The organism is Streptomyces sp. NPDC058274, assembly GCF_042881375.1.
Classification (GTDB): Bacteria; Actinomycetota; Actinomycetes; order Streptomycetales; family Streptomycetaceae; genus Streptomyces.
Window position 1 is genome coordinate 1 of record NZ_JBHVXW010000019.1, and the last position, 24,208, is coordinate 24,208.

The 24,208-nt window shown below is 71.5% G+C and carries 20 protein-coding genes and 2 pseudogenes; 5 read left to right on the forward strand and 17 right to left on the reverse strand.

The window, feature by feature from the left end:
- Nucleotides 1–159: 159 nt before the first annotated feature.
- Both ACFVYF_RS29455 and ACFVYF_RS29460 read right to left on the reverse strand, forming a co-directional pair.
- Nucleotides 160–1,833, reverse strand: coding sequence for a PucR family transcriptional regulator (locus ACFVYF_RS29455; protein ID WP_389460201.1), 1,674 nt, complete (start codon nucleotides 1,831–1,833; stop codon nucleotides 160–162).
- Between the two features lie 210 nt (nucleotides 1,834–2,043).
- A complete protein-coding gene (locus ACFVYF_RS29460) occupies nucleotides 2,044–4,188 on the reverse strand; it encodes an ATP-binding protein (RefSeq protein WP_389460203.1) in 2,145 nt (714 codons plus the stop codon).
- A gap of 338 nt (nucleotides 4,189–4,526) precedes the next feature.
- Here ACFVYF_RS29460 and gabT point away from each other — a divergent pair, with 338 nt between their 5' ends.
- Complete coding sequence (gabT, locus tag ACFVYF_RS29465; RefSeq protein ID WP_389460205.1) at nucleotides 4,527–5,861, forward strand: 4-aminobutyrate--2-oxoglutarate transaminase; 1,335 nt, start codon at nucleotides 4,527–4,529, stop codon at nucleotides 5,859–5,861.
- A 200-nt stretch (nucleotides 5,862–6,061) separates the two neighbouring features.
- Nucleotides 6,062–6,886, forward strand: a complete 825-nt coding sequence (locus tag ACFVYF_RS29470; protein ID WP_389460207.1) for a phosphatase PAP2 family protein — start codon at nucleotides 6,062–6,064, stop codon at nucleotides 6,884–6,886.
- On the opposite strand, the gene ACFVYF_RS29475 is transcribed toward ACFVYF_RS29470, so the two are convergent.
- The 8 genes from ACFVYF_RS29475 to ACFVYF_RS29510 form a co-directional block, all read right to left on the reverse strand.
- Complete coding sequence (locus ACFVYF_RS29475) at nucleotides 6,825–8,591, reverse strand: chitinase (RefSeq protein ID WP_389460209.1); 1,767 nt, start codon at nucleotides 8,589–8,591, stop codon at nucleotides 6,825–6,827. The genes ACFVYF_RS29470 and ACFVYF_RS29475 overlap by 62 nt on opposite strands.
- A gap of 166 nt (nucleotides 8,592–8,757) precedes the next feature.
- Entirely contained in the window at nucleotides 8,758–9,210 is a 453-nt protein-coding gene (locus ACFVYF_RS29480) for a hypothetical protein (RefSeq protein WP_389460211.1), read from the reverse strand.
- 182 nt (nucleotides 9,211–9,392) lie between these two features.
- Nucleotides 9,393–10,811 carry an NAD(P)/FAD-dependent oxidoreductase gene (locus ACFVYF_RS29485; protein ID WP_389460213.1) on the reverse strand — a complete coding sequence of 473 codons (1,419 nt, stop codon included), beginning with the start codon at nucleotides 10,809–10,811 and terminating at the stop codon, nucleotides 9,393–9,395.
- Nucleotides 10,812–10,840: 29 nt separating this feature from the next.
- Nucleotides 10,841–11,641 carry an ABC transporter permease gene (locus ACFVYF_RS29490; protein ID WP_389460215.1) on the reverse strand — a complete coding sequence of 267 codons (801 nt, stop codon included), beginning with the start codon at nucleotides 11,639–11,641 and terminating at the stop codon, nucleotides 10,841–10,843.
- Nucleotides 11,642–12,565 (reverse strand): ABC transporter permease, encoded by a 924-nt coding sequence (locus tag ACFVYF_RS29495; protein WP_389460217.1) that lies wholly within the window; start codon nucleotides 12,563–12,565, stop codon nucleotides 11,642–11,644.
- Nucleotides 12,565–13,716: an ABC transporter ATP-binding protein gene (locus ACFVYF_RS29500; RefSeq protein ID WP_389460439.1), complete on the reverse strand. Its 1,152-nt coding sequence runs from the start codon at nucleotides 13,714–13,716 to the stop codon at nucleotides 12,565–12,567. The genes ACFVYF_RS29495 and ACFVYF_RS29500 overlap by 1 nt, the downstream gene beginning before the upstream one ends.
- Nucleotides 13,717–13,721: 5 nt before the next feature.
- Nucleotides 13,722–14,969 (reverse strand): PotD/PotF family extracellular solute-binding protein, encoded by a 1,248-nt coding sequence (locus ACFVYF_RS29505; protein ID WP_389460219.1) that lies wholly within the window; start codon nucleotides 14,967–14,969, stop codon nucleotides 13,722–13,724.
- A gap of 76 nt (nucleotides 14,970–15,045) precedes the next feature.
- Nucleotides 15,046–16,569: a gamma-aminobutyraldehyde dehydrogenase gene (locus ACFVYF_RS29510; protein ID WP_389460221.1), complete on the reverse strand. Its 1,524-nt coding sequence runs from the start codon at nucleotides 16,567–16,569 to the stop codon at nucleotides 15,046–15,048.
- 207 nt (nucleotides 16,570–16,776) lie between these two features.
- On the opposite strand from ACFVYF_RS29510, the gene ACFVYF_RS29515 reads away from it, so the two are divergent.
- Complete coding sequence (locus ACFVYF_RS29515) at nucleotides 16,777–17,373, forward strand: NADAR family protein (protein WP_389460223.1); 597 nt, start codon at nucleotides 16,777–16,779, stop codon at nucleotides 17,371–17,373.
- Between the two features lie 337 nt (nucleotides 17,374–17,710).
- Here the strand turns inward: ACFVYF_RS29515 and ACFVYF_RS29520 are convergent, their stop codons facing one another.
- Entirely contained in the window at nucleotides 17,711–18,163 is a 453-nt protein-coding gene (locus tag ACFVYF_RS29520; protein WP_389460225.1) for a DUF4190 domain-containing protein, read from the reverse strand.
- Between the two features lie 113 nt (nucleotides 18,164–18,276).
- Entirely contained in the window at nucleotides 18,277–19,008 is a 732-nt protein-coding gene (locus tag ACFVYF_RS29525) for a DUF4190 domain-containing protein (RefSeq protein ID WP_389460227.1), read from the reverse strand.
- 96 nt (nucleotides 19,009–19,104) lie between these two features.
- Here ACFVYF_RS29525 and ACFVYF_RS29530 point away from each other — a divergent pair.
- Nucleotides 19,105–20,207 (forward strand): annotated as a pseudogene (locus tag ACFVYF_RS29530) (adenosine deaminase).
- Between the two features lie 52 nt (nucleotides 20,208–20,259).
- Nucleotides 20,260–20,943, forward strand: coding sequence for a glycerophosphodiester phosphodiesterase (locus ACFVYF_RS29535; protein ID WP_389460229.1), 684 nt, complete (start codon nucleotides 20,260–20,262; stop codon nucleotides 20,941–20,943).
- A gap of 177 nt (nucleotides 20,944–21,120) precedes the next feature.
- Here ACFVYF_RS29535 and ACFVYF_RS29540 read toward each other — a convergent pair.
- The 5 genes and pseudogenes from ACFVYF_RS29540 to ACFVYF_RS29560 form a co-directional block, all read right to left on the reverse strand.
- Nucleotides 21,121–21,663 (reverse strand): annotated as a pseudogene (locus ACFVYF_RS29540) (HXXEE domain-containing protein); the annotation flags it as partial.
- Nucleotides 21,664–21,771: 108 nt separating this feature from the next.
- Nucleotides 21,772–22,263, reverse strand: a complete 492-nt coding sequence (locus ACFVYF_RS29545; RefSeq protein ID WP_389460230.1) for a hypothetical protein — start codon at nucleotides 22,261–22,263, stop codon at nucleotides 21,772–21,774.
- On the reverse strand, nucleotides 22,247–22,738 hold the full coding sequence (locus ACFVYF_RS29550; RefSeq protein WP_389460232.1) for an RNA polymerase sigma factor: 492 nt from the start codon (nucleotides 22,736–22,738) through the stop codon (nucleotides 22,247–22,249). The genes ACFVYF_RS29545 and ACFVYF_RS29550 overlap by 17 nt, the downstream gene beginning before the upstream one ends.
- A 178-nt stretch (nucleotides 22,739–22,916) precedes the next feature.
- Nucleotides 22,917–23,528 carry a class F sortase gene (locus ACFVYF_RS29555; protein WP_389460234.1) on the reverse strand — a complete coding sequence of 204 codons (612 nt, stop codon included), beginning with the start codon at nucleotides 23,526–23,528 and terminating at the stop codon, nucleotides 22,917–22,919.
- Nucleotides 23,525–23,881, reverse strand: a complete 357-nt coding sequence (locus ACFVYF_RS29560) for a sortase-dependent protein (RefSeq protein ID WP_389460235.1) — start codon at nucleotides 23,879–23,881, stop codon at nucleotides 23,525–23,527. The genes ACFVYF_RS29555 and ACFVYF_RS29560 overlap by 4 nt, the downstream gene beginning before the upstream one ends.
- Nucleotides 23,882–24,208: the final 327 nt, after the last annotated feature.

Consider the following 24,208-nt stretch of genomic DNA (forward strand, 5'->3'; position numbering starts at 1 on the left):
CCCCCAGAAGACAGCACAGCCGGTAGGGCGACGGGCGGATGTACCGGCACGGACCCGACCCACCCACCACCCGACGGCGAACCACCCACCCACCGGCACAAGACGACCGACCCCCACCGGCACCAACCCCACCGCGACAACAGCGGCAGCGCCACCGCGCTACTCCCCCGCAGCCGAAGCCTTCAAGGCCAGCCACAGTTCCATGCGGACATCGGGGTCGTCGAGGGAGCGGCCCAGGATCTCCTCGACGCGCCGCATCCGGTAGCGCAGCGTGTGCCGGTGGACTCCCAGGTCGGCGGCCGCCGCGTCCCACTGCCCGTGCCGCGACAACCAGGCGCGCAGCGAGGCGATGAGATCACCGCGCCCGGTGGCATCGTGCTCGTACAGCGCCCGCAGCAACCCGTCCGCGAAGGCCCGCACCGCGTCGTCCGCGAGCAGCGGCAGCACGGACCCGGCCGCCAGGTCCTCGTGCTCGACGAGCGCACGGTCCCGCCGCCGGGCCACCGACAGCGCCTGCTCGGCCTGCTTGTACGCGGCACCCGCGGCGATCGGCCCGGCGGGCGCCGACAGCCCGACGACCAGCTCGCCCTCCTCACCGGCAGGCTGGTCCCTGGAGGCGGCCCGGGCCGCCTCCAGGGCCGCCGCGTGCTCCTGGCAGGCGGAGACGGCCGCACCCCCGTCCACGGCGAGCACCACGAGCCGTTCCCCGTCGGGCACGACAAGTACGGACTCGCCGGAGCGCGCGGCGGCGGACTCGACGACCTCGGCGAGCCCCGCGAGGGAATCACCGTGCGGCTCGGACACGGCGCCCGAGCCGGCGGAACCGGCGGAGACGGCGGCGCCGCCCGACCGCGGATACCCGTCGGCGTGGGCACGCCCGGCGGACGCGGACGCGGACTCCGCGAGGATCAGCCGGAAGGGAGCGTCGAGCAGTTCGCCGTACAGGTCCCCGGCGACGGCGCGCGCGTGGTCGGACTCGCCGGCGAGGAGCATGCGCAGCACGGCCTCGCCGATCCGCTGCTCGGCGGCGTACAGGGACCGCGACCGCTCGGTGGTGAGGGTCAGCAGGGCGATCGCGGAGTGCACGGCGTACCGCTCGGCGGTGCCGAGTGTCGCGGCGGTCCCGACGGCGAGCGCGGCCCGCGGCCGCCGCCCGGTGCCGAGCGAGTGCAGCTCGATCCGGTCGTCCCCGCCGGGGCCGCCGACGACGGAGCTCGCGGGCGCGGGCCGCTCCCGCAGCCGTTCGACGTCGGCGGTGATGCGCGCGGCCCGGCGCCCGGCCCACTCGGGCGCGGTGGCGACGACGGCGCCGGACGCGTCGTACAGCGCGGCCCACCCGTCGACCTGCCCGGCGAGCGCGGCGAGCACCCCTTCGGGTCCGCCGCTCAGCGCCTGCTTGGTCAGCTCGCGCTGGGCGGCGAACCCCGCGGTCACGGCACGGTACTGATCGGCGGCGATCGCGGCGGAGACGGCCTTGCTGATGGCGAGGAACGGTGTGCGCCGGGGCACTTCGAGGAGCGGCAGCCCCTCCTTCTCCGCGGCTTCGACCAGCGCCTTCGGGATCTCGTCGTAGTTGACCCCGACGGCGAAGCCGAGTCCCACGACCCCGGCCCCGGCCAGCCGCTTCACATACCGCCGCATGACCTCGGGATCGTCCGCGTCCAGCTTGAGCGCGGTGATCAGCAGCAGCTCCCCGCCCTCCATGTAGGGCACGGGGTCGGCGAGCTCGCTGACATGCGCCCAGCGGACGGGTACGTCCAGGCGGTCCTCGCCCGCCCGCACGGTCAGCTTCAGTGCGGAGTGGTGGACGAGCGAGGCGAGCGTGGGGGGCATGGGACCTTCAGGTCTTCACGGGATCTTCGACGGTCACGGACAGGTGATCTTTTGGCCGCCACGTATGAACGGCCTATGTCGATTCTGCCTCACCGTACGGTCACCCGGTGACGGTAACTCCAGACGCCCCGGCCCGCCCGGGAACCCCCACCGACAGCCGGAACCCCCGCCTCCGGGCGCACCCGGCGCGCCCCGGCCCCCCGGCCCCCGTCAGCTCCCGTCGGCGGCCCGCGCCCGCAGATCCACCAGCAGGGGCGGCGCGTGCTCGCCCTTCACACTGGTGAGTGACAGCACCGCGTGCCCCGGCGGCACCCCGTGCGCCAGCTCGGACGCCGACCACCGCTCCCGCTCGACCTGCCGCACGGTGACGGCCCGGGCGGTCGGTGCATGCCCGGTGATCACCCGCCGCAGCATGTGCACGGCCTTCCCGGCCGGGGTCTCCGCGATGATCTGCCGGTCGGTGACGTCCCGCGCCTCGATCCACTCCTTGCCCCAGACCTCGGCGAAGTCCTGTCCGTCCCAGGGGGTGAGCCCGGACAGCGCCATCCGGCAGCCGATGGCGCCGAGCAGCGGGCTGCGCAGTGGCCGGGGCACGTCGTCGAGCGTGCGCAGGGTCAGCACCGCTCCCGCGTTGCCGGACCGCAGCCGCTGAATGCCCCGGACGGCTTCCGGGGTGACGGCGCCGGTCGCGTCGTCGAGCACCAGGCAGGCGAACAGCGAGCGGTCCTCGCGGACGGCGACACTGGCCGTGAACTGCGCGAGCACGAGCCGCGTGAGGATCCGCGAGGCGTCGGCGTGCCCGCGCTGGGGCAGGTCGATACGGACCCGCACCGGGTGGTCGAGGGCGCGCAGCGAGAAGGGCCGCGACTGCCCTGACGTGTCGAAGAAGCCGGCGAAGGCGGGCCGGTCGAGCAGCGCGACCCGGTCGGCGAGGACACTGCCGGCATCCCCGGGGTGCCCCAACTGCCGCTCCCGTGCGTCGAGTTCCCGCAGCAGCGAGGCCTGCCCGGCGTCCTCCAGCCCCTTGCGCAGGGCGCCGAGGGGCCCGGGCGACCCGTCGAGGAGCTGACGCAGTTCCGGTACGGAGGGGAAGCGGCCGTGGACGGCGCGGTACGGCCCGAGCAACTGGGCCAGCACCGTGGTGGAGCGCCGGCTGTCGCCGCTGGGATGCGGGTCGGTGGGATCCCCGACGAGCGCCTCGGCGAGTACGGCCGCCGCTTCGTCGGGGTCGGTGGTGCCGCCGTACAGATCGAGGTCGTAGACGGAGTCGGGATTCCCGATCCGTACGACGACGTCGTAGGCCTCGGCGGGGCCGAGCCCGGCGCCGGCCGCTCCCACCACGACGACGGCCGCCCGGCCGGCGAGCGCGTGCAGGCACAGCGACTCGGCGAGCGGCCAGACCACCCCGCCGGTCTTGCCGGATCCGGGGGGCCCGACGGCGAGCAGCGAGGTGCCGAGGAGGTCGGGGCCGAGGGCGAGGCCGGTACCGCGGTAGGCGTACGGGTTCCGGGGGTCGTCGGCGGTCGTGCCGAGCCGTACCTGACCGGTCACCAGGTCGTGCCGGGCGAGCCGGCCGGGCAGATCGCGGTCGCCCGACGGGTGCAGACAGGCGGCGGCACCGTCCTTGAGCACGGTGCCGGTGAAGGTGGCGAGGCTGTGCCGTCCGCTGCGTACGCCCTGCCAGGCGCGGGCGATCCGGGCGTGGTCGACATCGCGCATCAGCCCGGCGCGGGCCTCGGCGGCGAGCCGGTCGGCGGCGTCGGAGGCACCGGAGGCACGGAGGTGGTTCCACTGGGCGGGGTCCTCTTCGGGCGCCGGCGGCCGTTCGGCCACGGGGGCGGCGCGCTGCCAGGCAGGAAACCCGTAGCGCCGCCACACCTCACCCCATCGGCCGAGTCGCCCGACTCCGATCATGATGACGAGGGCGATCAGCGTGTAGTAGCCGTACCAGAGGAACGCGTTTCCGATGCGGTCGCCGCTGTGCCGCCAGGAGTCGGGGGTGAACAGCTCCAGCGGCAGCACCCACCAGCCGCCCAGATATCCGTTCCACAGCAGCGACCAGATCAGCCACCCCACCAGGAACGCGATCACGGCACCGCTCAGCAGCTGCCGCCCCGGAATCTGCTCCGGCTCCTCCTCGGGCCGGGGCCGGTGCCCGAACCGCCACACGCCCGGCGCCGCGTCCGGCCGCGGAGTCCGGACCCAGGCCAGGAACGCGGACCCGTCCGGCGGTGGCGGCATGCCCGGTGCCCGGGCGGGCCTGGGCGGTGTCGCGGGCATCTCCGGCGGCCCCGCCGGACGCGGCACAGGATTCGCGTGTGTGCCCCGTGCGTCCTGCGTGCCGTCGCTGTCCATCGTCCTTGCCCCCTGACCAGCCGATCCGTGCCTCGTACGCGGGTCAATCTAGTGCCCTGCCGGGGGGAGTTCACCGTTTACGCGGCCGGACCTGCGTGGACTGGGCGGCCGGACCCGCGCGGACCTCGATCCGCCCGTACTCCCCGGCTCTATGTCCACGGCGGACAAGCGGATCCCGCGACAACTCCCACATGGAGCATGCCCACCCCCCGCCCCCGGCTCTAGCCTGCGAAGAAAGAAGGCAAGCGTCCGAAAACACCCCGCCCGGACCGGCCCGGTCCACCGGTACAGCCCGGTCGCCGGCTCAGCCGGGTTCGTAAGATCTCAGGGAGCCCCTCATGAGCGCACTTCCGCAGGAGCGCCGCGTCGTCACCGCCATCCCCGGCCCGAAGTCGCAGGAGCTGCAGGCCCGCCGTACCGCCGTGGTCGCGGCCGGTGTGGGCTCCGTGCTGCCGGTCTTCACCACGCGCGCCGGCGGCGGGATCATCGAGGACGTCGACGGCAACCGCCTGATCGACTTCGGCTCCGGTATCGCCGTGACGTCGGTCGGCGCGTCCGCCGAGGCCGTGGTCCGCCGGGCGAGCGCCCAGCTCCAGGACTTCACCCACACCTGTTTCATGGTCACGCCGTACGAGGGCTACGTCGCCGTCGCCGAGGCGCTGGCCGAGCTCACGCCGGGTGACCACGCGAAGAAGTCGGCCCTGTTCAACTCGGGCGCCGAGGCCGTCGAGAACGCCGTCAAGATCGCCCGTGCGTACACCAAGCGCCAGGCCGTCGTCGTCTTCGACCACGGCTACCACGGCCGTACGAACCTCACGATGGCGCTGACCTCGAAGAACATGCCGTACAAGAACGGCTTCGGCCCGTTCGCGCCCGAGGTCTACCGGGTGCCGGTGGCGTACGGCTACCGCTGGCTCACCGGCCCGGAGAACGCCGGTGCCGAGGCGTCCGCGCAGGCCATCGACATGATCAACAAGCAGATCGGCGCGGACAACGTCGCCGCGATCATCATCGAGCCGCTGCTCGGCGAGGGCGGCTTCATCGAGCCCGCTAAGGGCTTCCTTCCGGCCATCAGCAAGTTCGCCAAGGACAACGGCATCGTCTTCGTCGCGGACGAGATCCAGTCCGGCTTCTGCCGCACCGGCCAGTGGTTCGCGTGCGAGGACGAGGGCATCGTCCCGGACCTGATCACGACCGCCAAGGGCATCGCGGGCGGTCTGCCGCTCGCCGCCGTGACCGGCCGCGCCGAGATCATGGACGCCGCGCACGCGGGCGGCCTGGGCGGCACCTACGGCGGCAACCCGGTGGCCTGCGCGGGCGCGCTCGGCGCGATCGAGACCATGAAGGAGCTCGACCTCAACGCCAAGGCGAAGAACATCGAGGCCGTCATGACGGCCCGGCTGGGCGCCATGGCCGAGAAGTTCGACATCATCGGCGACGTCCGCGGCCGTGGCGCGATGATCGCGATCGAGCTCGTCAAGGACCGCGACACCAAGGAGCCGAACGCGGAGGCGGCCGGCGCGCTCGCCAAGGCCTGCCACCAGGAGGGCCTGCTGGTCCTGACCTGTGGCACCTACGGCAATGTCCTCCGCTTCCTGCCCCCGCTGGTCATCGGCGAGGACCTCCTGAACGAGGGCCTCGACATCATCGAGCAGGCCTTCGCCCGTATCTGAGGTCCCGCACGTCCCGGCCCGGGCATCCGGGCTGGTCGTCGCCCTGCATTCCGTTTCGCGGACGGGCCGGGGCGGGGACGGTCAGAGCGTGTGAAGAACGTGTGCGAGGTGGATGGCAGGACGCGATTCCGCCTGTCGGAGTCGCGCCCCCTGTCGTAGGTTCTAGCCAGATGAGAGAAACACCCCGCCCACAGGGGACTGTGGGCGACACAGGGTCGGGGCTTCCCCAGCTTCACCCTGGTCGTGCCCTCGCGCACACAACCGGAGCTTCCAGCTCTGGATCTCCTCACCGATCGGATGGCCGCTCGCCCCAAACCCCCCGGGGCGCGCGGCACACCGATCCGGACGGCCGCCCCGGAACCACCCCCCCTGTTCCGGGGCGGCCGACCTTCCTCCTCGGCCTTCCGGCCCTTCTCTTCGCGCTGATCACCTGGCAGGTCGCGGCCCACGGCCCCCTCGCCCGCGCGGACGAACACCTGAGCCACGCCGTGGTCCGGCCGAACCGGTTCCACGAGCTGCTCGCCGACCTCGGCAACATCACGGTCGCCGTGCCCGTCCTCGCACTCGTCCTGCTGTACGTGGCCCGGCGGGCCCGTGCGGCCGGGGTGCCGCGCTGGTGGTCGGCGCCCGCCGCGGCCGCGGTGCTGATGGCCGCCGTACCGGTCGTGATCGTCCCCCTGAAAGAGCTGATCGCCCGGCCGGGCCCACCGGTCATGGGCCCGGGCACGGGCTTCTATCCCTCGGGTCACACCGCGACGGCCGTCATCGCCTATGGCGCCGCGACCCTGCTGCTCCTCCCCTGGCTGCGCACCACCGCCGCCCGCCGCGCGCTGCTCGCCGTCTGCCTGGCGCTCAACCTCGCGGTCGCCTACGGCCTGGTGCGCCGCGGCTTCCACTGGCCGCTGGACGTGGTGGCGAGCTGGTGTCTGTGCGCGGTGCTGCTGTCGGGCCTCGCGCTGTTCCTCAGCCGAAGTAGCCGTCGAAGTTCTTCTGGAACTCCCAGCTGCCGTACCGGTCCCAGTTGACCGACCAGGTCATCAGGCCGCGCAGTGCGGGCCAGGTGCCGTGGGTGGCGTACGAGCCGCAGTTGGTCTTCTTCGTCAGGCAGTCCAGGGCCTTGTTCACCTCGGACGGCGCCACGTAGCCGTTGCCCGCGTTCGTCGACGCCGGCATGCCGATGGCGATCTGGTCGGGGCGCAGCGGCGGGAAGACGTTGTTGGCGTCGCCGGCGACCGGGAAGCCCGTCAGCAGCATGTCGGTCATGGCGATGTGGAAGTCGGCGCCGCCCATGGAGTGGTACTGGTTGTCGAGGCCCATGATCGAGCCGGAGTTGTAGTCCTGGACGTGCAGCAGGGTCAGGTCGTCGCGCAGGGCGTATATGACCGGGAGGTAGGCGCCCGCGCGCGGGTCCTGCCCGCCCCACTTGCCCGTGCCGTAGTACTGGTAGCCGAGCTGGACGAAGAAGGTCTCGGGGGCCATCGACAGGACGAACTTCGCGCCGTACTTGGCTTTCAGGGTCTTCAGCGCGGAGATGAGGTTGACGATCACCGGCGTGGTCGGGCTCTTGAAGTTGGTGTCGCTCGCGTCAAGCGAGAGCGAGTGGCCTTCGAAGTCGATGTCCAGGCCGTCCAGGCCGTAGGTGTCGATGATCTTCGAGACCGAGGAGACGAAGGTGTCGCGGGCGGCCGTGGTGGTCAGCTGCACCTGGCCGTTCTGGCCGCCGATGGATATCAGCACCTTCTTGCCGGCCGCCTGCTTGGCCTTGACGGCCGCCTTGAAATCGGCATCGCTCTCGACCGTCGGGCACTCGGTGACCGGGCACCGGTTGAAGCGGATGTCGCCCGAGGTGGTGGAGGTCGGCTCGCCGAAGGCGAGGTCGATGACGTCCCAGCTGTCGGGTACGTCGGCCAGCCGGGTGTAGCCGGCGCCGTTGGCGAAGCTCGCGTGGAGGTAGCCGACGAGGGCGTGGGCGGGGAGGTCGGTCGAGCCGCCCGATCCGGCGGGGGTGGTCGCGGTCACGGTCGCCGACTTGGCGGACTCGCCCGCGTCGTTCACGGCCGCGACCTGGAAGGAGTACGCCGTGGAGGGTGTGAGCCCGCTGACGGTGGCGGAGGTGCCGGTGGCCGTCTGGACCTTCACGCCGTCGCGGTAGACGGCGTATCCGGTGGCGCCGGTCACCGCGGACCAGGACAGGGCGACGCTCGTGGAGGTCACCGCGCCGGTCCTGAGGCCCGTCGGGACGGCCGGTGGCTGGCCCGCGTCGACGCCGGGGCCGACGAGGGAGACGTCGTCGGCGTAGTACGCGCCGGTGCCGTACCAGCCGTGCGTGTAGATCGTGACCTTGGTGGTGGACGGGCCGGTGCGGAAGGTGGTGGCGAGCCGCTGCCAGTCGGGCGCGGACTGCGTCCAGGTGGAGACGTCGGTGGTGCCGGTGCCGCTCGCGCCGAGGTAGACGTAGCTGCCGCGGGCGTAACCGGCGAGGGTGTACTGCGCGTCGGGTTTGACGGTCACCGTCTGCGCGCACTGCGCGTAGTCACTGCCGGCCGGAGTCGCCTTGAGTGCCGAACTTCCGCTCCGCACGGGTGAGTTGACCGTACTCCCCGCCGAACAGGTCCAGCCGTCCAGGCCTGCTTCGAACCCGCCGTTGCGGGCCAGGTCCGCGTCGGCCGCACGGGCGGCCGACGAGAGCGCGGTGACGCCGGGTACGGCCAGGACGGTGGCCGTGCACACGGCGAGAAGTCCCCGACGACAACGTACGAATGGTCTGTTACGTCCGGTGCGATCCACAACTGCCTCCGCGAATGGGGGAATTGGAGGGTCGAGCGCGCCCAATGTGGTCCAGACCAATTCTGTTGTCAAGACCTCTGACGGTCACCGGGGGCGGCCCCCGGCTCGGCTACCGGTTCTCATCCCCGGCCAGCCCCGCCGCCGCCTCGTGCATGGCCAGTTCCAGCAGCGCCGGGTCGGTGAGCGTGCCGGAGCCGTCCGGCGGAACCAGCCAGCGGACCCCGCCGGTCGACCGGCCCGGGTACGGCACGACGATCCACGTACCGCGGCCCGCTGTGCGCACCCCCGTGCCGAGCCACCGGGCCGCGGTGCCCGCGGGGACGAAGAAGCCCATCCGGGCGTCACCGAAGTCGACGAGGACCGGGCCCGGGTGGTCGATCACCCGGGTCAGCACGTCGAGCGTGGGGTAGCCGAGCTCGCCCGGCAGGATGAGGACGTCCCAGGCCCTGCCGGCCGGCAGCAGGGCGACCCCCAGCGGGTTGCGCTCCCACTCCCAGCGGCAGGCCTCGGGATCCGGAGCTACGGATGCGAGCCACTCGACCGCCGTCTTGGCCCCTGTCATGACGGAACCTCCCTCTCTCGTGTCGACGCTGGTCGCGTCACAGGGGAGAGGGAGGTCGGGGCCGGGCATTACGCGGGTTCCTGCTACCAGTTGGTAGTGAACCGGATCACAGTGATCGAGCGGGCGTGCGCTGCTTGATCACGAACGCTTCCGCGCGCCCCGCACGGCCGGGGACCCGGGACTCAGCTGTCGAAGCCGAGCCCCAGCCTGTCCATCGTCTTCAGCCACAGATTGCGCCGGCCGCCGTGCGTATCCGCCCTGGCCAGCGACCACTTGGTGAGCGCGATGCCGGTCCAGGCGAAGGGTTCGGGCGGGAACGGCAGCGGCTTCTTGCGGACCATCTCCAGCTCGGTGCGTTCGGTGCGCTCGCCCGCGAGCAGGTCGAGCATCACGTCCGCGCCGAACCGGGTCGCGCCCACGCCGAGCCCGGTGTAGCCCGCCGCGTACGCGACCCGGCCCTGGTGCGCCGTACCGAAGAAGGCCGAGAAGCGCGAGCAGGTGTCGATCGCGCCGCCCCAGGCGTGCGTGAAGCGGACCCCTTCGAGCTGCGGGAAGCACGTGAAGAAGTGCCCGGCGAGCTTGGCGTACGTCTCCGGGCGGTGGTCGTACTCGGCGCGCATCCGGCCGCCGTACGGGTAGATCGCGTCGTAGCCGCCCCACAGGATCCGGTTGTCGGCGGACAGCCGGAAGTAGTGGAACTGGTTCGCCGAGTCCCCGAGGCCCTGGCGGTTCTTCCAGCCGATGGAGGCCAGTTGGTCGGCGGTCAGCGGTTCGGTCATCAGCGCGTAGTCGTAGACCGGGACGGTGTACGACCGCACGCGCCTGACGAGGTTCGGGAAGATGTTGGTCCCGAGGGCGACCCGTCGGGCGCGGACCGAACCGTAGGGGGTGCGTACGGCCATGCCGGCGCCGTCCGGCTTCAGGGCGAGCGCGGGGGTTTGCTCGTACACGCGCACGCCGAGTTCCCGGCACGCCCGCTTCAGGCCCCAGGCGAGCTTGGCGGGGTGCAGCATGGCGACGCCGCCGCGGTCGTACAGGCCGGCCAGGAAGGTCGGTGAGTCGACCTGCTCCCGTACCGCGTCGGCGTCCAGGAACTCGGTGCCCCCGGCGAGGCCCTCGCGCCCCAACTCCTCGTACCAGTCGCGCAGTTCGGCCGCCTGGTGCGGCTCGGTGGCGACGTCGATCTCGCCGGTGCGCTCGAATTCGCAGTCCAGGGAGTAGCGGGCGACGGCCGCCTCGATCTCGTCGAGGTTGCGGGCGCCCAGCTCCTCCAGCTTCCTGATCTCGTCCGGCCAGCGGGTGAGGCCGTTGGCCAGGCCGTGGGTCAGGGACGCGGCGCAGAAGCCGCCGTTGCGGCCGGAGGCGGCCCAGCCCACCTCATGGCCTTCGACCAGGACCACCTCGCGCCGCGGGTCGCGCTCCTTGGCGAGGAGAGCGGTCCACAGTCCGCTGTAGCCGCCGCCGACGACGAGCAGGTCGCAGGTCTCGGCGCCGGTGAGCGCGGGCTCGGGGCGGGGCTTGCCGGGGTCGTCCAGCCAGAAGGAGACGGGCTGGGCGTCGGAGAGTGACTTGGTCCAACGGGTCATGGCGCCTGGGGCCATGATTTCAACTCCCTACACGTGCTGTGCTGTTATGCCTTTTGGCGGTTGCGGCGGTTTCCGATGACCATTCCCGCCAGGACGAACAGTACGGCGACGATGAACATGGCCGTACCGATGACATTGATCTGAACGGGTGTTCCGCGCTGTGCCGATCCCCAGACGAACATGGGGAAGGTGACGGTCGAACCCGCGTTGAAATTGGTGATGATGAAATCGTCGAAGGAGAGCGCGAAGGCGAGCAGCGCGCCCGCAGCGATGCCGGGGGCCGCGATCGGCAGGGTGACCCGGACGAAGGTCTGCACGGGACCGGCGTAGAGATCCTGGGCGGCCTGTTCGAGGCGCGGGTCCATCGACATCACACGCGCCTTGACGGCGGTGACGACGAAGCTGAGGCAGAACATGATGTGGGCGATCAGGATCGTCCAGAAGCCCAGCTGGGCCCCCATGTTGAGGAAGAGCGTCAGCAGCGAGGCGGCCATCACGACTTCGGGCATCGCCATCGGCAGGAAGATCAGCGAGTTCACGGCGCCGCGGGCCCGGAAGCGGTAGCGGACCAGCGCGAAGGCGATCATGGTGCCGAGGACGGTGGCCCCGATGGTCGCCCAGACCGCGATCTGGAGGCTGAGCGAGAGCGAGCCGCACATGTCGGCGACGCCGCACGGATCGCGCCACGCGTCCAGGGAGAAGTTCTGCCACTCGTAATTGAAGCGGCCCTTCGGTTTGTTGAAGGAGAACACCGTGACGACGACGTTCGGCAGCAGCAGATATCCGAGGGTCAGCAGCCCCCCGATGACGACGAGATGGTGCTTGAACCAGCGTACGAAGGCCATTTAAACCAGATCCTCCGTCCCGGACTTGCGAATGTAGAGCGTGACCATGATGAGGATCGCCGCCATCAGAATGAACGAAAGGGCCGCGGCCGTCGGGTAGTCGAGAATCCGCAGGAACTGGGTCTGGATCACGTTGCCGACCATCCGGGTGTCGGTGGAGCCGAGGAGATCGGCGTTCACGTAGTCACCGCTGGCCGGGATGAAGGTCAGCAGCGTCCCGGAGACGACACCCGGCATCGAGAGCGGGAACGTCACCCTGCGGAAGGTGGTGAACGGCTTGGCGTACAGGTCGCCGGCCGCCTCGTGCAGCCGTCCGTCGATGCGCTCCAGCGAGGTGTAGAGCGGCAGGATCATGAACGGCAGGAAGTTGTACGTGAGTCCGCAGACCACCGCGAGCGGGGTCGCGAGCACCCGGTCGCCGGAGGTCATGCCGAGCCAGCTGGTGACGTCCAGCAGGTGCAGCGAGTTGAGGGTGCCGACGACCGGGCCGCCGTCCGCGAGGATCGTCTTCCAGGCCAGCGTGCGGATCAGGAAGCTGGTGAAGAACGGGGCGATGACCAGGATCAGCACGACGTTGCGCCAGCGGCCCGCGCGGAACGCGATCAGATACGCCAGCGGGTAGCCCAGCACCAGGCACAGGACCGTCGCGGAGCCCGCGTACAGGACCGAGCGCAGGAACTGCGGCCAGTAGTCCGCCAGCGCGTTCCAGTAGGTCGCGAAGTGCCAGGTGACCTGGTAGCCGTCCTCCAGGGAGCCCGTCTGCACGGACGTGGAGGCCTGGTAGACCATCGGGAGCGCGAAGAAGACGACCAGCCAGAGGATGCCGGGCAGCAGCAGCCAGTACGGGGTGAGCCGGCCGCGTTTGCGGGGCGGTTTCTCGACGGGCCCCGGCGTGAGCGGCGGCGCCTGGGTGACGGTGGCCATCAGGAGGCCTCCTCGTCCACCGTCGCGGCTCCGGCGTCGATGTCCTGGGCCGCGTCCAGACCGAAGGTGTGCGCCGGGTTCCAGTGCAGGACGACCTCGGCGCCGGGCGTGAGCCGGGAGTCACGGTCGATGTTCTGGGCGTACACCTCGAACTCGGGGCAGACCGCACTGTCGATGACGTACTGCGTGGAGACCCCGATGAAGCTGGAGTCGGCGATCGTCCCGGTGATCCGGTTGCGGCCGGCCGGGATCTCGCCCGCGTCGTCGGCGTGCGTGAGCGAGATCTTCTCGGGGCGCACGCCGACCAGGACCTTGCCGCCGGTCGTGGTGGGGGCCGAACATCGCGCGGCGGAGAGGTTCAGCTTGCCGCCGCCGGCCCTGAGGATGATCTCGTCGCCGCTGCGGGAGTCGACCTCGGCCTCGATGAGGTTGGAGGTGCCGAGGAAGTTGGCGACGAAGGTGGTGTTCGGGTTCTCGTAGAGGTCGGCGGGCGAGCCGAGCTGTTCGACGCGGCCCGCGTTCATCACGGCGACCGTGTCGGCCATCGTCATGGCCTCCTCCTGGTCGTGCGTGACATGGACGAACGTGATGCCGACCTCGGTCTGGATGCGCTTGAGCTCCAGCTGCATCTGGCGGCGCAGCTTGAGGTCGAGGGCGCCGAGGGGCTCGTCGAGGAGCAGCACCTTGGGGGTGTTGATCAGCGCGCGGGCCACGGCGACGCGCTGCTGCTGGCCGCCGGAGAGCTGGTGCGGCTTCTTGCGGGCCTGCTCACCGAGCTGCACCAGGTCGAGCATGTCCCCGACCTGCTTCTTCACCGACTTGATGCCGCGCCGGCGCAGGCCGAAGGCGACGTTCTCGAAGATGTCGAGGTGCGGGAAGAGCGCGTACGACTGGAAGACGGTGTTCACCGGCCGCTTGTAGGGCGGCAGGTTCGTCACGTCCTGATCGCCGAGCGCCACGGTGCCCGAGGAAGGCTCCTCCAGGCCGGCGATCATCCGCAGGGTGGTGGTCTTGCCGCAGCCCGACGCCCCGAGGAGCGCGAAGAACGAGCCCTGGGGGACGGTCAGGTCGAGGGGGTGCACGGCGGTGAAGGAGCCGTACGTCTTGCTGATCCCGGAGAGGCGGACGTCGCCGCTGTTGTCTGTCGTCATCATGGTCACGCCCCTGTGAGCTTCGCGAACTTCTCTTCGTAGGCCGTCTCTTCCTTGCTGCTGAGCAAGCGGAAGGCGTGAGACTTCGCGGCCATGGCCTGGTCGGGAATGATCAGCGGGTTGTCCGCCGCCTCCTTGTCGATCTTCGCGAGATAGGGCTTCACTCCGTCGACCGGACAGACGTAGTTGATGTAGGCGGCGAGTTCGGCGGCCGGCTCGGGCTCGTAGTAGTAGTCCATGAGCCGCTCGGCGTTCGTCTTGTGGCGCGCCTTGTTGGGAATCAGCATGTTGTCGGTCGACGTGATGTAGCCGCTGTCCGGGATGATGAAGTCGAGGTCCGGGCTGTCCGCCTTGAGCTGGACCACGTCGCCGGCCCAGGCGACACAAGCCGCGAGGTCGCCCTTGGTGAGGTCGGCCGTGTAGTCGTTGCCGGTGAAGCGGCGGATCTGGCCCTTGTCGACGGCCTTCTGGAGGCGGGCGATCACCGCGTCGAAGTCGTCGTCGGTGAACTTCGCCGGGTCCTTGCCCATGTCCAGCAGCGTCATGCCGATGCTGTCGCGCATCTCCGAGAGGAAGCCGACGCGCCCCTTGAGCCTGGGATTGTCGAGCAGGTCGGAGATCGACTTCACCTCGACGCCGTCGAGCGCCTTCTTGTTGTACGCGATGACGGTCGAGATGCCCTGCCACGGGTACGAGTAGGCGCGGCCGGGGTCCCAGTCGGGACTGCGGAACTGGTCCGAGAGGTTGGCGTACGCGTGCGGCAGGTTGGCCGGGTCCAGTTTCTGGACCCAGCCCAGGCGGATCAGCCGGCCCGCCAGCCAGTCGGTCAGCACGATGATGTCGCGCCCGGTGGCCTGGCCCGCGGCGAGCTGCGGCTTGATCTTGCCGAAGAACTCGTTGTTGTCGTTGATGTCCTCGGTGTACTTGACCTGGATGCCGGTGCGCTTGGTGAACGTGTCGAGCGTGGGGTGGTGCTTCTCGCTCTCGTCGACGTCCATGTACTCGGTCCAGTTGGAGAAGCTGATCGTCTTCTCCGTGGCCGAGTGGTCCTCTGCGGAGACGCCGCCCTGGGTCTTGCCGGCCGCGGGAATCCCGCAGGCGCTCAGCGCCCCGATTCCGCCGACGGTGAGCGCGCCGCCCGCGGAGGCACGCAGCAGCGAACGGCGGCTGAGGGAGGCCCTGCCGTTCCTGAGGCTGCGCCGCATGGCGGCCACCTGGGCCGGGGAGAGGCGGTCGGGCTCGTACTGCTCCATGCTCGTGGTGCCTTTCCGGAGTGTCGCGGCCGTGGTCGCGGCCTTGTCTGCCACTCGGCGGTAGTCGGTCGCCCGACTACGGCCGGTCCCCGAAGATCGTCCGGTGCCAGTCCTTCCTGGCAACTGCGGTGTTGTCGAACATGACGTGTTTGATCTGGGTGTACTCCTCGAACGAGTAGGAGGACATGTCCTTGCCGAAACCGGACGCCTTGTAGCCGCCGTGCGGCATCTCGCTGATGATCGGAATGTGGTCGTTGACCCACACGCAGCCGGCCTTGATCTCCCGGGTCGCGCGGTGGGCACGGTAGACGTCACGGCTCCAGGCGGAGGCGGCGAGCCCGTACGGCGTGTCGTTGGCCAGCCGGATGCCCTCGTCGTCGCTGTCGAAGGGCAGCACGACCAGGACCGGACCGAAGATCTCGGACTGCACGATCTCGCTGTCCTGGGCGGCGTCGGCGACCAGGGTGGGGCGGTAGTACGCGCCGTCCTTGAGCTCCTGCGGAATCTCCCCGCCGGTGACCACGCGCGCGTAGCCGCGGGCCCGGTCGACGAATCCGGCGACCCGGTCGCGCTGGGCGTGCGAGATCAGCGGACCGAGGTCGGTGTCCGGCGCGAAGGGGTCGCCGAGCCGGACACTCGCCATGAGCTCGGCGGTCCGCGCGACGAACTCGTCGTAGAGGGGCCTTTGGACGTACGCGCGCGTGGCGGCCGTGCAGTCCTGTCCGGTGTTGATCAGCGAGCCGGCGACCGCGCCGTGCACGGCGGCTTCGAGGTCGGCGTCGTCGAAGACGAGGAAGGGCGCCTTGCCGCCGAGCTCCAGATGGAGCCGCTTGACGGTCGAGGTGGCGATCTCGGCGACCCGCCTGCCGACCGCGGTGGACCCGGTGAAGGAGGTCATCGCGACGTCGGGGTGGCCGACCAGATGCTCACCGGCGTCCTTGCCGGCGCCCGTGATGATGTTGATGACGCCGTCCGGGATCCCCGCCTCGGTGGCGGCCTGCGCGAACAGGAGCGAGGTCAGCGGGGTGAGCTCGGCGGGCTTGAGCACGATCGTGTTGCCCGCCGCGATCGCCGGGAGGACCTTCCAGGCGGCCATCTGGAGGGGGTAGTTCCAGGGCGCGATGGAGCCGACGACTCCGATGGGCTCGCGCCGTACGTACGAGGTGTGGTCGCCGGAGTACTCGCCCGCGGACTGGCCCTGCAGATGCCGGGCGGCGCCCGCGAAGAAGGCGGTGTTGTCGATGGTGCCCGGGACGTCGAACTCCCGCGTCAGCTTCAGCGGCTTGCCGCACTGCAGGGACTCGGCACGGGCGAACTCCTCGGCCCGCTCGGCGAGCACGGCGGCGAAGCGGTGCAGGGCGTCGGAGCGCTCACCCGGGGTGGCGCCCGACCAGCCGGGGAACGCCTCGCGGGCGGCGGCGACGGCCGCGTCCACATCGACGGTGCTCGCCAGTTCGTAGGTGTAGACCTCGTCGCCGGTGGCGGGGTCGACGACCGCGAAAGTGCGGCCCGAGGTGCCCTTGGTCAGCCGGCCCGCGATGTACTGCGCGCCGTCCGCGAAGCGGTCCTGCGCCTGGAAGCGATGGCCCGGATTGTGCATGTCGCTCTCCTCCGCCGCCCTCCCCGTCCCACGGGGGTCGGCGTAGCTCCAGCTCGATTTGAGTGCCGATCCTGACAGAGCAAGGTGACTCCAACAAGTGATTCCGTTGTTGCCTTTTGGTTACGCGACGGAATCTGTCGACCAGGTGTCGAGTCGACCTGGAAAAGGGAGGACGCTGTGTCAGTGGTGCCTGCCAGACTCGCGTGCATGGGGAAGATCTATTCACGGGAAGCCCTGATCGGGGAGATCCGTTCGGGGGCCCGCATCAAGTATCTGCACTTCTGGGGGCATCGGCCGCGGGCCGACGGGCAGGTGGGCGCGAGCTGTCTCAGCCAGTGGTGGCCGTCACCGTTCGAGGTCGACGGTGTCGCTTACGCGACGGCGGAGCACTGGATGATGGCGGCCAAGGCCAGGCTCTTCGGTGACGAGAAGGCGGAGCGGCTCGCCCTGGAGGCGACCAGTCCCGCGCTCGCCAAGAAAGCGGGGCGGCTGGTGCGCGGCTTCGACGAGGCGGTGTGGGAGCGGGAGCGCTTCGGGATCGTGGTCGACGGCAGTGTCCACAAGTTCGCGGCGCACGCGGATCTGCGGGAGTTCCTGCTGGGCACCGGCGAGCGAAGCGGGACGGGGGTCCTCCCGGCCGGAGGCTGGGGGAGGGTGCTGGTCGAGGCGAGCCCGATGGACCGCGTCTGGGGCATCGGTCTGACCGCGGACGACGAGCGGGCGGCGGATCCCGCGCGCTGGCGCGGGCAGAATCTGCTGGGCTTCGCGCTGATGGAGGCCCGGGAGAGACTGCGGGCTGCGTGATGCCGGGCGCGGCGCCGGCGCCGGATCGCGGACGGTGCCGGGGGCGCCGCCGGATGACGGACAGTGCCAGGGGGCCGCCGGATGACGGACGGTGCCAGGGGGCGCCGCTGAATCGCAGACGGTGCCGGGGGCGCCGCCGAGTGACCGACGGTACCGGGGACGCCGCTGAATCGCAGACGGTACCGGGGACGCCGCGGAGTGACAGACGGTACCGGGGGCGCCGCGGAGTGACAGACGGTACCGGGGGCGCCGCGGAGTGACAGACGGTACCGGGGGCGCCGCCGGATCGCGGACGGCGCCAGGGGGCGCCGCCGGATGGCAGGCGCCCCTCAAGACCTCAGGCCGCGCCCATCACACTCGCGAAGAGCAGCAGACCCAGCAGCGGCAGCAGCACCGTGGCGATGATCCCGCACACGAGCCCGGCGGTCGCCGCACCCTTGTTCGTGGCCTCGCCCCGGTTGGCCTTCCCCCTGCCGATCGCGCCGAAGATGATGGCGAGAATCCCGAGGATGACCCCGAAGAACCAGAGGAAGAAGGTCAGGCTGCACACCACGCCGATGATGCCGAGCACCAGTCCGGTGGTTCCCATGCCGTTGCTGGGCTGCACGGGCATGCCATAGCCGGCGCTCTGCGGGTACGCCCCGGGAGGCGTGGCCGGGTACGACGGACCGGTCTGCGGATAGCCGTAACCCGGGGCCGCCTGCGGGTACCCGTACCCGGGCTGCTGCGGCGGCTGCGGCGGCTGGGACGGTGGCCCGAACCCACCAGGCCCGGCATTGGAGTCGGACATGAGCAACTCTCCCCTCGTTGACAGTCAAGGCATCGTAATGGCCCTGGTCACCACCGGACGGGCCGATGACCCGGTCGGTTACGGAACCGGCATGATGCAGGGCGGTGGCGGAGTCAGCCGCGGACCACCAGCGGCGACGAGACGCCGAGAGCATTCCCGACAAAGGGGTCGTCGGAGTATGAACCGTCGTCGTTGAACGCGGCTGTGATGCCGATGGCGATCAGCACGATCACGGCGATGCCCAGGACGATCCCGATGATGCCCAGCACGAAGCCGGCCTGCGCCTGCCCGTGGTTGTCGGCCTCGCCCCGGTCGGCCCGCTTGCGCCCCTTGATCCCGAAGACGACGGCGAGGATGCCGAGCACCACGGAGACCACGCCGTACAGGCAGAAGAGGCAGACGGAGAGGATGCCCAGGACCATGGCGGCGACGCCGAGCCCGTTCTGCCGGGGCATCGGCATGCCCGGCCAGCCGTAGCCCGGGTAGCCGGGGTACTCGCCCGGGCCGCCGGGGTAGCCGTATCCGCCGGGTGCGCCGTAGCCGGAGCTTGCCGCGTCCGGGGGTGCGAAGGGCGGTGCGGGCACGGAGCCCGGACCGCCCGGCGGAGGGGGACCGGCCTGCGCCGGGCCGAAGCCGCCCGGACTCGCCGGCCTGCTGTCGGCCGGGCCGGACCCGGGTGCCGCGAATCCGCCGGCCATCGTCGCCTGGTCGTGGAACGGCGAGGGCCGCTCCCGCTCCGGCGATGCGGCGCCCGAAGGCTTGCTGAACGACACCTTGTCCTCCGGCGCGGCCCACGGGTCCTCGCCGCTCGCGCTGTCGCCTCCCGGGCGTGCTTCATCCGTCACGTCCAGCCCCCTCGTTCCATCGAACCGTCATGCTACGGCCCTTTTCCGGCCGTAGCGCTGCCCGCCTACGATGATCCCTGAGCCACCGATCAGCCGATCACCCGCGTCCCCCGACCACGGTCCGGGGCGCCGTTCCCGGGGAGGAACCCTTGACCGATCACCTCGACGCCCGCGATCCGCACGCCTTCATCGCCGGCCTGCCCAAGGCCGAACTGCACGTGCACCACGTCGGCTCCGCCTCCCCGCGGATCGTCTCCACCCTGGCCGCCCGCCACCCCGACTCCAAGGTGCCGACCGACCCCGAGGCCCTGGTCGACTACTTCACCTTCACGGACTTCGCCCATTTCATCGACGTGTATCTGTCCGTCGTCGACCTCATCCGCACCCCGGAGGACGTCCGGCTGCTGACGTACGAGGTCGCCCGGGACATGGCCCGGCAGCAGGTCCGGTACGCCGAACTGACCCTCACGCCCTTCTCCTCCACCCGCCGCGGCATCGACGAGCTCGCCTTCATGGAGGCCATCGAGGACGCCCGCAAGGCGGCCGAGGCCGAGCTCGGTGTCGTACTGCGCTGGTGCTTCGACATCCCCGGCGAGGCCGGTCTGGAAGCGGCCGAGGAGACCACGCGGCTCGCCACCGACGACCGGTTGCGCCCCGAGGGGCTCGTCTCCTTCGGGCTCGGCGGACCTGAAATCGGCGTACCGAGGCCGCAGTTCAAGCCCTACTTCGACCGCGCGATCGCCGCCGGGCTGCGGTCCGTGCCGCACGCCGGCGAGACGACGGGTCCGGAGACGGTCTGGGACGCGCTGAACGACCTGGGGGCCGAGCGGATCGGACACGGCACCAGTTCCGCGCAGGACCCGAAGCTGCTCGCGCATCTCGCCGAGCACCGCATTGCCCTGGAGGTCTGCCCGACCTCCAACATCGCCACCCGCGCGGTCCGCACGCTCGACGAACACCCGATCAAGGACATGGTGGCCGCCGGCGTGCTCGTCACCATCAATTCCGACGACCCGCCGATGTTCGGCACCGACCTCAACAACGAGTACGCGGTCGCCGCCCGGCTCCTCGGGCTCGAGGAGCGGGGCATCGCCGCGCTCGCGAAGAACGCCGTGGAGGCGTCCTTCCTCGACGGAGCCGGCAAGGCGCGGCTCGCCGAGGAGATCGACACGTACACCGCGGCCTGGCTGGCGCCCTGACGCGCGCACCCCGGCGGGCCGGCCGGCGGCGCCGGACGGTCACAATGGACGCATGCGCACCGTGACTGCCGTGGCCCATCGCGGCGACCCCTACCGCGTCCGCGAGAACACGATCGACTCGCTGCGTTCCGCGCTGCACCAGGGCGCGGACGCGGTCGAGGTCGATGTACGGCTGACCCGGGACCGTGTTCCCGTGCTGCTGCACGACCGGACGCTGAAGCGGCTGTGGGAACAGGACCGGCCGCTGGCCTCGCTCTCCTCCGACGAGGTGCGCGGGCTGACGGCCGGCGGGGTGCCGACCCTGGTGGACGCGCTGGCCGCCGCCGGGGAGGGCCGGCTCATGATCGACCTGCCCGGCGGGAACGACGAGCGGGCCGTACGCCGGATCGTCGGCGTCATCCGCGAGTGCGGGGCCGAGGAGCGCGTGTACTACTGCGCGGGCGCCTCGACCATGCTCGCGGTGCGGGCGGCCGACCCCGCCGCGGAGATCGCGCTGACCTGGACCTCACTGGCTCCGCCACGGCCCGCCCTGCTCGACGCGGTGCGCCCGCGCTGGCTCAATTACCGCTTCGGGCTGGTCGACCGGGACCTCGTCGCCCGGGTCCACCGCGACGGCTTCCTGCTCTCGGTCTGGACGCCCGACACCCGCCGCTCGATGCGCCGGCTGCTCGACGCGGGCGTCGACTCCATCACCACGAACCGCATCGACACGCTCTGCGCCCTGCGCAAGGTGTAGGGCCGTCCGCCGGGCCTGGGCAGCGCACCCGGCAGGACGCGCCGGAGCGCGGGGGCTGAACTACTGCGTACTGGGCGGCAGTTCAGCCGTACCGGTGGAGAGGCCTCCGTCACGCGTGACCATGCCGACGGAGCGGCTCGGCCGCGTCGGACGGGCGGGCAGGTGGCCGACGCGGGCCAGGACGCTCCGCGCGACCGCGTGCGACGCGACCGTGGCCGCGCCCGCCAGGGCCAGACCGAGCGCCAGGTCGCGGGGGCGCGCGGGGCGCAGCACGCCGGCTCGTCGCAGCCGGCCCCGCGCCCACAGCGTGAAGGGGATCACCAGCAGGGGCGAGGTCACGGAACCGGGGGTGTAACCGCGTACCGCGGCCGCCTGGGCGAGGTGGACCAGACCGTGCAGCCCGAAGCCGTTCAGGGCGGACTGGAAGAGGGCCGAGCGGCCCCCTGTGATGTGGCCCGCGACGGACGCGGCGGCGACGATCGCCGCCATCCCGCCGACGGCCGTCGCGAATTCCCGTTCGTCGATCGCCGTGGCCCGGCGCCACACAGCCTCGGGCACGGACGGGAAACGCCGCCGCAGCTCGGGCACGTTGTGGCGCAGCCAGCGCGGCAGCGTCAGCAACTCCTCGGTGTCGTGCAGCGCCCACACGGCCAGCAGGCCCAACGTGGCGGCCGCTCCGGTCCGTTCACCGGCCGGCCCGGTGCTCGCCGCTTCGTTCATGTGTTCCCCGGCCCCCGCTCGGCGCTCGATGACGATCCCCGCGCCCGTCGTCAACTTGCCGCCAGGGATGGGGAGTTCGTTCGGATGCAGCCTGGCACACGTGCGTGGCTAAGGGCGGGTGCCGTCCGTTTCTTTCGGGGCCGTTGAGGGCTCGGCGGACTGCGCCGTCGGCGGCTCGGAGCGTCCCGGCGACGGCGCCTGGGTGGGGACGGCCGCGTGGGACGGGCTCGTCGGGGTGGTCGGGGTGGGAGCGGCGGTATTCCGGGGGCGCTCGGTGGGGCGGGGGGTGACGGGCGCGGGTGACGCCGAGGGGGTGGGCGCGGTGGCCGGCCCCGTCGCGGGCGGCGGGGCGAGCGGGACCGCCGGGGACGCGGGTTCCTGGGATGCCGCCAGGCGGAACGGCAGGGCGACGACGACCGCGACGGCGCATGACAGGCCGACTCCGGCCGCGGCGCGGAGCAGCCGGCGGCGGGCCGCGCCGCGGCGGACGGCTTCGTACTGGCCGGGCGGCGGGACGAGCCGGTCGGAGGAGGGCCGCAGGATGAGGGCGAGCGGGTCGTCGGGGTCGAAGTCCGGACCGTCGTCAGACCGTGTGATCAAGACTTCTCCTCAGGTGGGCGCGGAGCAGTTCGCGGGCCGCGTGGAGGTCGGCCTTGATCGTTCCTTCCTTGCGCCCGGTCAGCACGGACACCTCCCGGATCGGCATGTCAGCGTAGTAGTGCAGCAGGATCGGGACGCGCAGTCGTTCCGGCAGCGACTGCACGAGCAGGCGGACGGACGGATCGGCCTGTTCGGTCGGCGGGCGGATGGCTTCCTCGGTGGTGGCCCGGCGTACCGCTCTGCGCTCGCGTTCGAGCTTGCGCCAGTGGTCCCGGACGAGGTTGGCCGCGGTCACGTAGAGGAAGCCCCGGGGTTCGGCGACGGAAGTCCAGCGCGCCCAGAGCCGGGTGAACGCCTCCGAGGCGATCTCATGAGCCGTCTCGTCGTCGTCGACCAGCCGGCGGCACCAGCCGGCGAGTCGCGGGTAGAGGGCGGCGAACAGCTCGGACGCTGCCGTCTCGCGGGACCGTTTCAACGCTCTCCATGGTCGTGGTGTGCGGCGTGCTCGGGACCTGCTCGTGCCTGCTCGCAACCTGTTCGTGGGGGAAGAGCCCGGACCGCCGGCGTACGTTCCGGCGGTCCAGGATCCCGGGGGCGGGACGGGGCGGGGCGTGTGGGTCGGGTCAGGCCGAGGTGGGTCGGGTCAGGTCGGGTCAGCGCTTCGCGGCGGTCAGTGAGGCGAAGACGATCACGTTGTCGGGATAGCCGTCACCGGTCCGGGGGCCGCCGCAGGTGATGAGCCGCAGCTCCGGACGGTTCACGTCCCCGTAGACCGCGTCCGCGGGGAACTCCGCCTTGGGGACGGTCCGTACGGAGGTCACGGCGAACTCAGCCGTCGTGCCGTTCTCCAGGCGCGCCATGATCCGGTCGTTCCGGCGCAACTGCCCGAGATGACGGAAGACGCCGTCCCCGTAGGCACCGACCGTGACATGGGCGAGGATCACCGACGGGCCGGTCTGACCCGGTGTCGGCGAGTGCCGGTACCAGCCCGCCCGGTCGTGCGCCGTGACCGGCGGCACCTCCACGGTGCCGTCCGCGGCCAGCCCCAGCTGCATGACCGGGGTGTCGACCCCGATCGCCGGGATCCGCAGCCGGACCGGGACCGAACGCCCGAGGGCATGCGCCGACTTCGCCGGCGGACGCGCGGGCGGCGGTGTGCTCGCAGGACGTGCGGCTGTGTCCTGGCCGGAGCCGGGGCCACCGCAGCCCACGAGCAGCGAGGCCGTGGCCGCGGTGACGAAGGCGCGCCTGGAGAGCGGGGTCACGCTCCGGTCGCCCGCCGGCGCCGTACGACGAAGACCGCCGCGCCGCCGGCGGCCACCACCGCCGCCGCTCCCCCACCGATCACTCCGCCCCCGACTCCGGACTGCGACGACACCGGCGCCGCACCGGTGTCGGGCGCTCCCTTCGGTACGACGGAGACCTGGCTCGGGGCCGGTGCCTGGGTCGGCTCGGCGCTCGATGCCGGAGCGGCGGTGGCCGAGGGAGCGCGCGTCGGGGTGCTTTGGGCCGGCGTCGGGGCGGCGGTGGCGGTCGCCCCGTCGGCGAAGGCGGGCACCGTGCTCGCCAGCACGGCGGTGCACGCAAGTGCCATGGCGCTGAGGACAGTTCGGCGCATCAATCGCTCTCTTTCGTCGGCCGGGCCAACCGGTGAACACGGCGGGCCCGGGTACGGATCGAGCGGAGAGACGAGACAGCGGCACGGCGGGTTGTAAAGGGACGGCAAAGTATCCTCGAAGGCCATGGCCACCCGCCTGGTCGGCCACCCGCTTGGTCGGCTACCCGCTTGGTCGGCCACCCGCTTGGTCGGCCACCCGCTTGGTCGGCCACCCGCTCACGAGTCGGCCGACCCCGAACGAGCCGGCCGCGCGGCACCGCGCCCGCCGGTACGGGCCCTCACCACGCCCACGCCCGCGCCCGAGCCCACGCCCGAGCCCGAGCCGAC

Excerpts from the sequence above, each read along its gene's own strand:
- ACFVYF_RS29455 (WP_389460201.1), bottom strand. The coding sequence starts at position 1,833 with ATGCCCCCCACGCTCGCCTCGCTCGTCCACCACTCCGCACTGAAGCTG.
- ACFVYF_RS29460 (WP_389460203.1), bottom strand. The coding sequence starts at position 4,188 with ATGGACAGCGACGGCACGCAGGACGCACGGGGCACACACGCGAATCCT.
- gabT (WP_389460205.1), top strand. The coding sequence starts at position 4,527 with ATGAGCGCACTTCCGCAGGAGCGCCGCGTCGTCACCGCCATCCCCGGC.
- ACFVYF_RS29480 (WP_389460211.1), bottom strand. The coding sequence starts at position 9,210 with ATGACAGGGGCCAAGACGGCGGTCGAGTGGCTCGCATCCGTAGCTCCG.
- ACFVYF_RS29485 (WP_389460213.1), bottom strand. The coding sequence starts at position 10,811 with ATGGCCCCAGGCGCCATGACCCGTTGGACCAAGTCACTCTCCGACGCC.
- ACFVYF_RS29490 (WP_389460215.1), bottom strand. The coding sequence starts at position 11,641 with ATGGCCTTCGTACGCTGGTTCAAGCACCATCTCGTCGTCATCGGGGGG.
- ACFVYF_RS29495 (WP_389460217.1), bottom strand. The coding sequence starts at position 12,565 with ATGGCCACCGTCACCCAGGCGCCGCCGCTCACGCCGGGGCCCGTCGAG.
- ACFVYF_RS29500 (WP_389460439.1), bottom strand. The coding sequence starts at position 13,716 with ATGACGACAGACAACAGCGGCGACGTCCGCCTCTCCGGGATCAGCAAG.
- ACFVYF_RS29505 (WP_389460219.1), bottom strand. The coding sequence starts at position 14,969 with ATGGAGCAGTACGAGCCCGACCGCCTCTCCCCGGCCCAGGTGGCCGCC.
- ACFVYF_RS29510 (WP_389460221.1), bottom strand. The coding sequence starts at position 16,569 with ATGCACAATCCGGGCCATCGCTTCCAGGCGCAGGACCGCTTCGCGGAC.
- ACFVYF_RS29515 (WP_389460223.1), top strand. The coding sequence starts at position 16,777 with ATGGGGAAGATCTATTCACGGGAAGCCCTGATCGGGGAGATCCGTTCG.
- ACFVYF_RS29520 (WP_389460225.1), bottom strand. The coding sequence starts at position 18,163 with ATGTCCGACTCCAATGCCGGGCCTGGTGGGTTCGGGCCACCGTCCCAG.
- ACFVYF_RS29535 (WP_389460229.1), top strand. The coding sequence starts at position 20,260 with ATGCGCACCGTGACTGCCGTGGCCCATCGCGGCGACCCCTACCGCGTC.
- ACFVYF_RS29560 (WP_389460235.1), bottom strand. The coding sequence starts at position 23,881 with ATGCGCCGAACTGTCCTCAGCGCCATGGCACTTGCGTGCACCGCCGTG.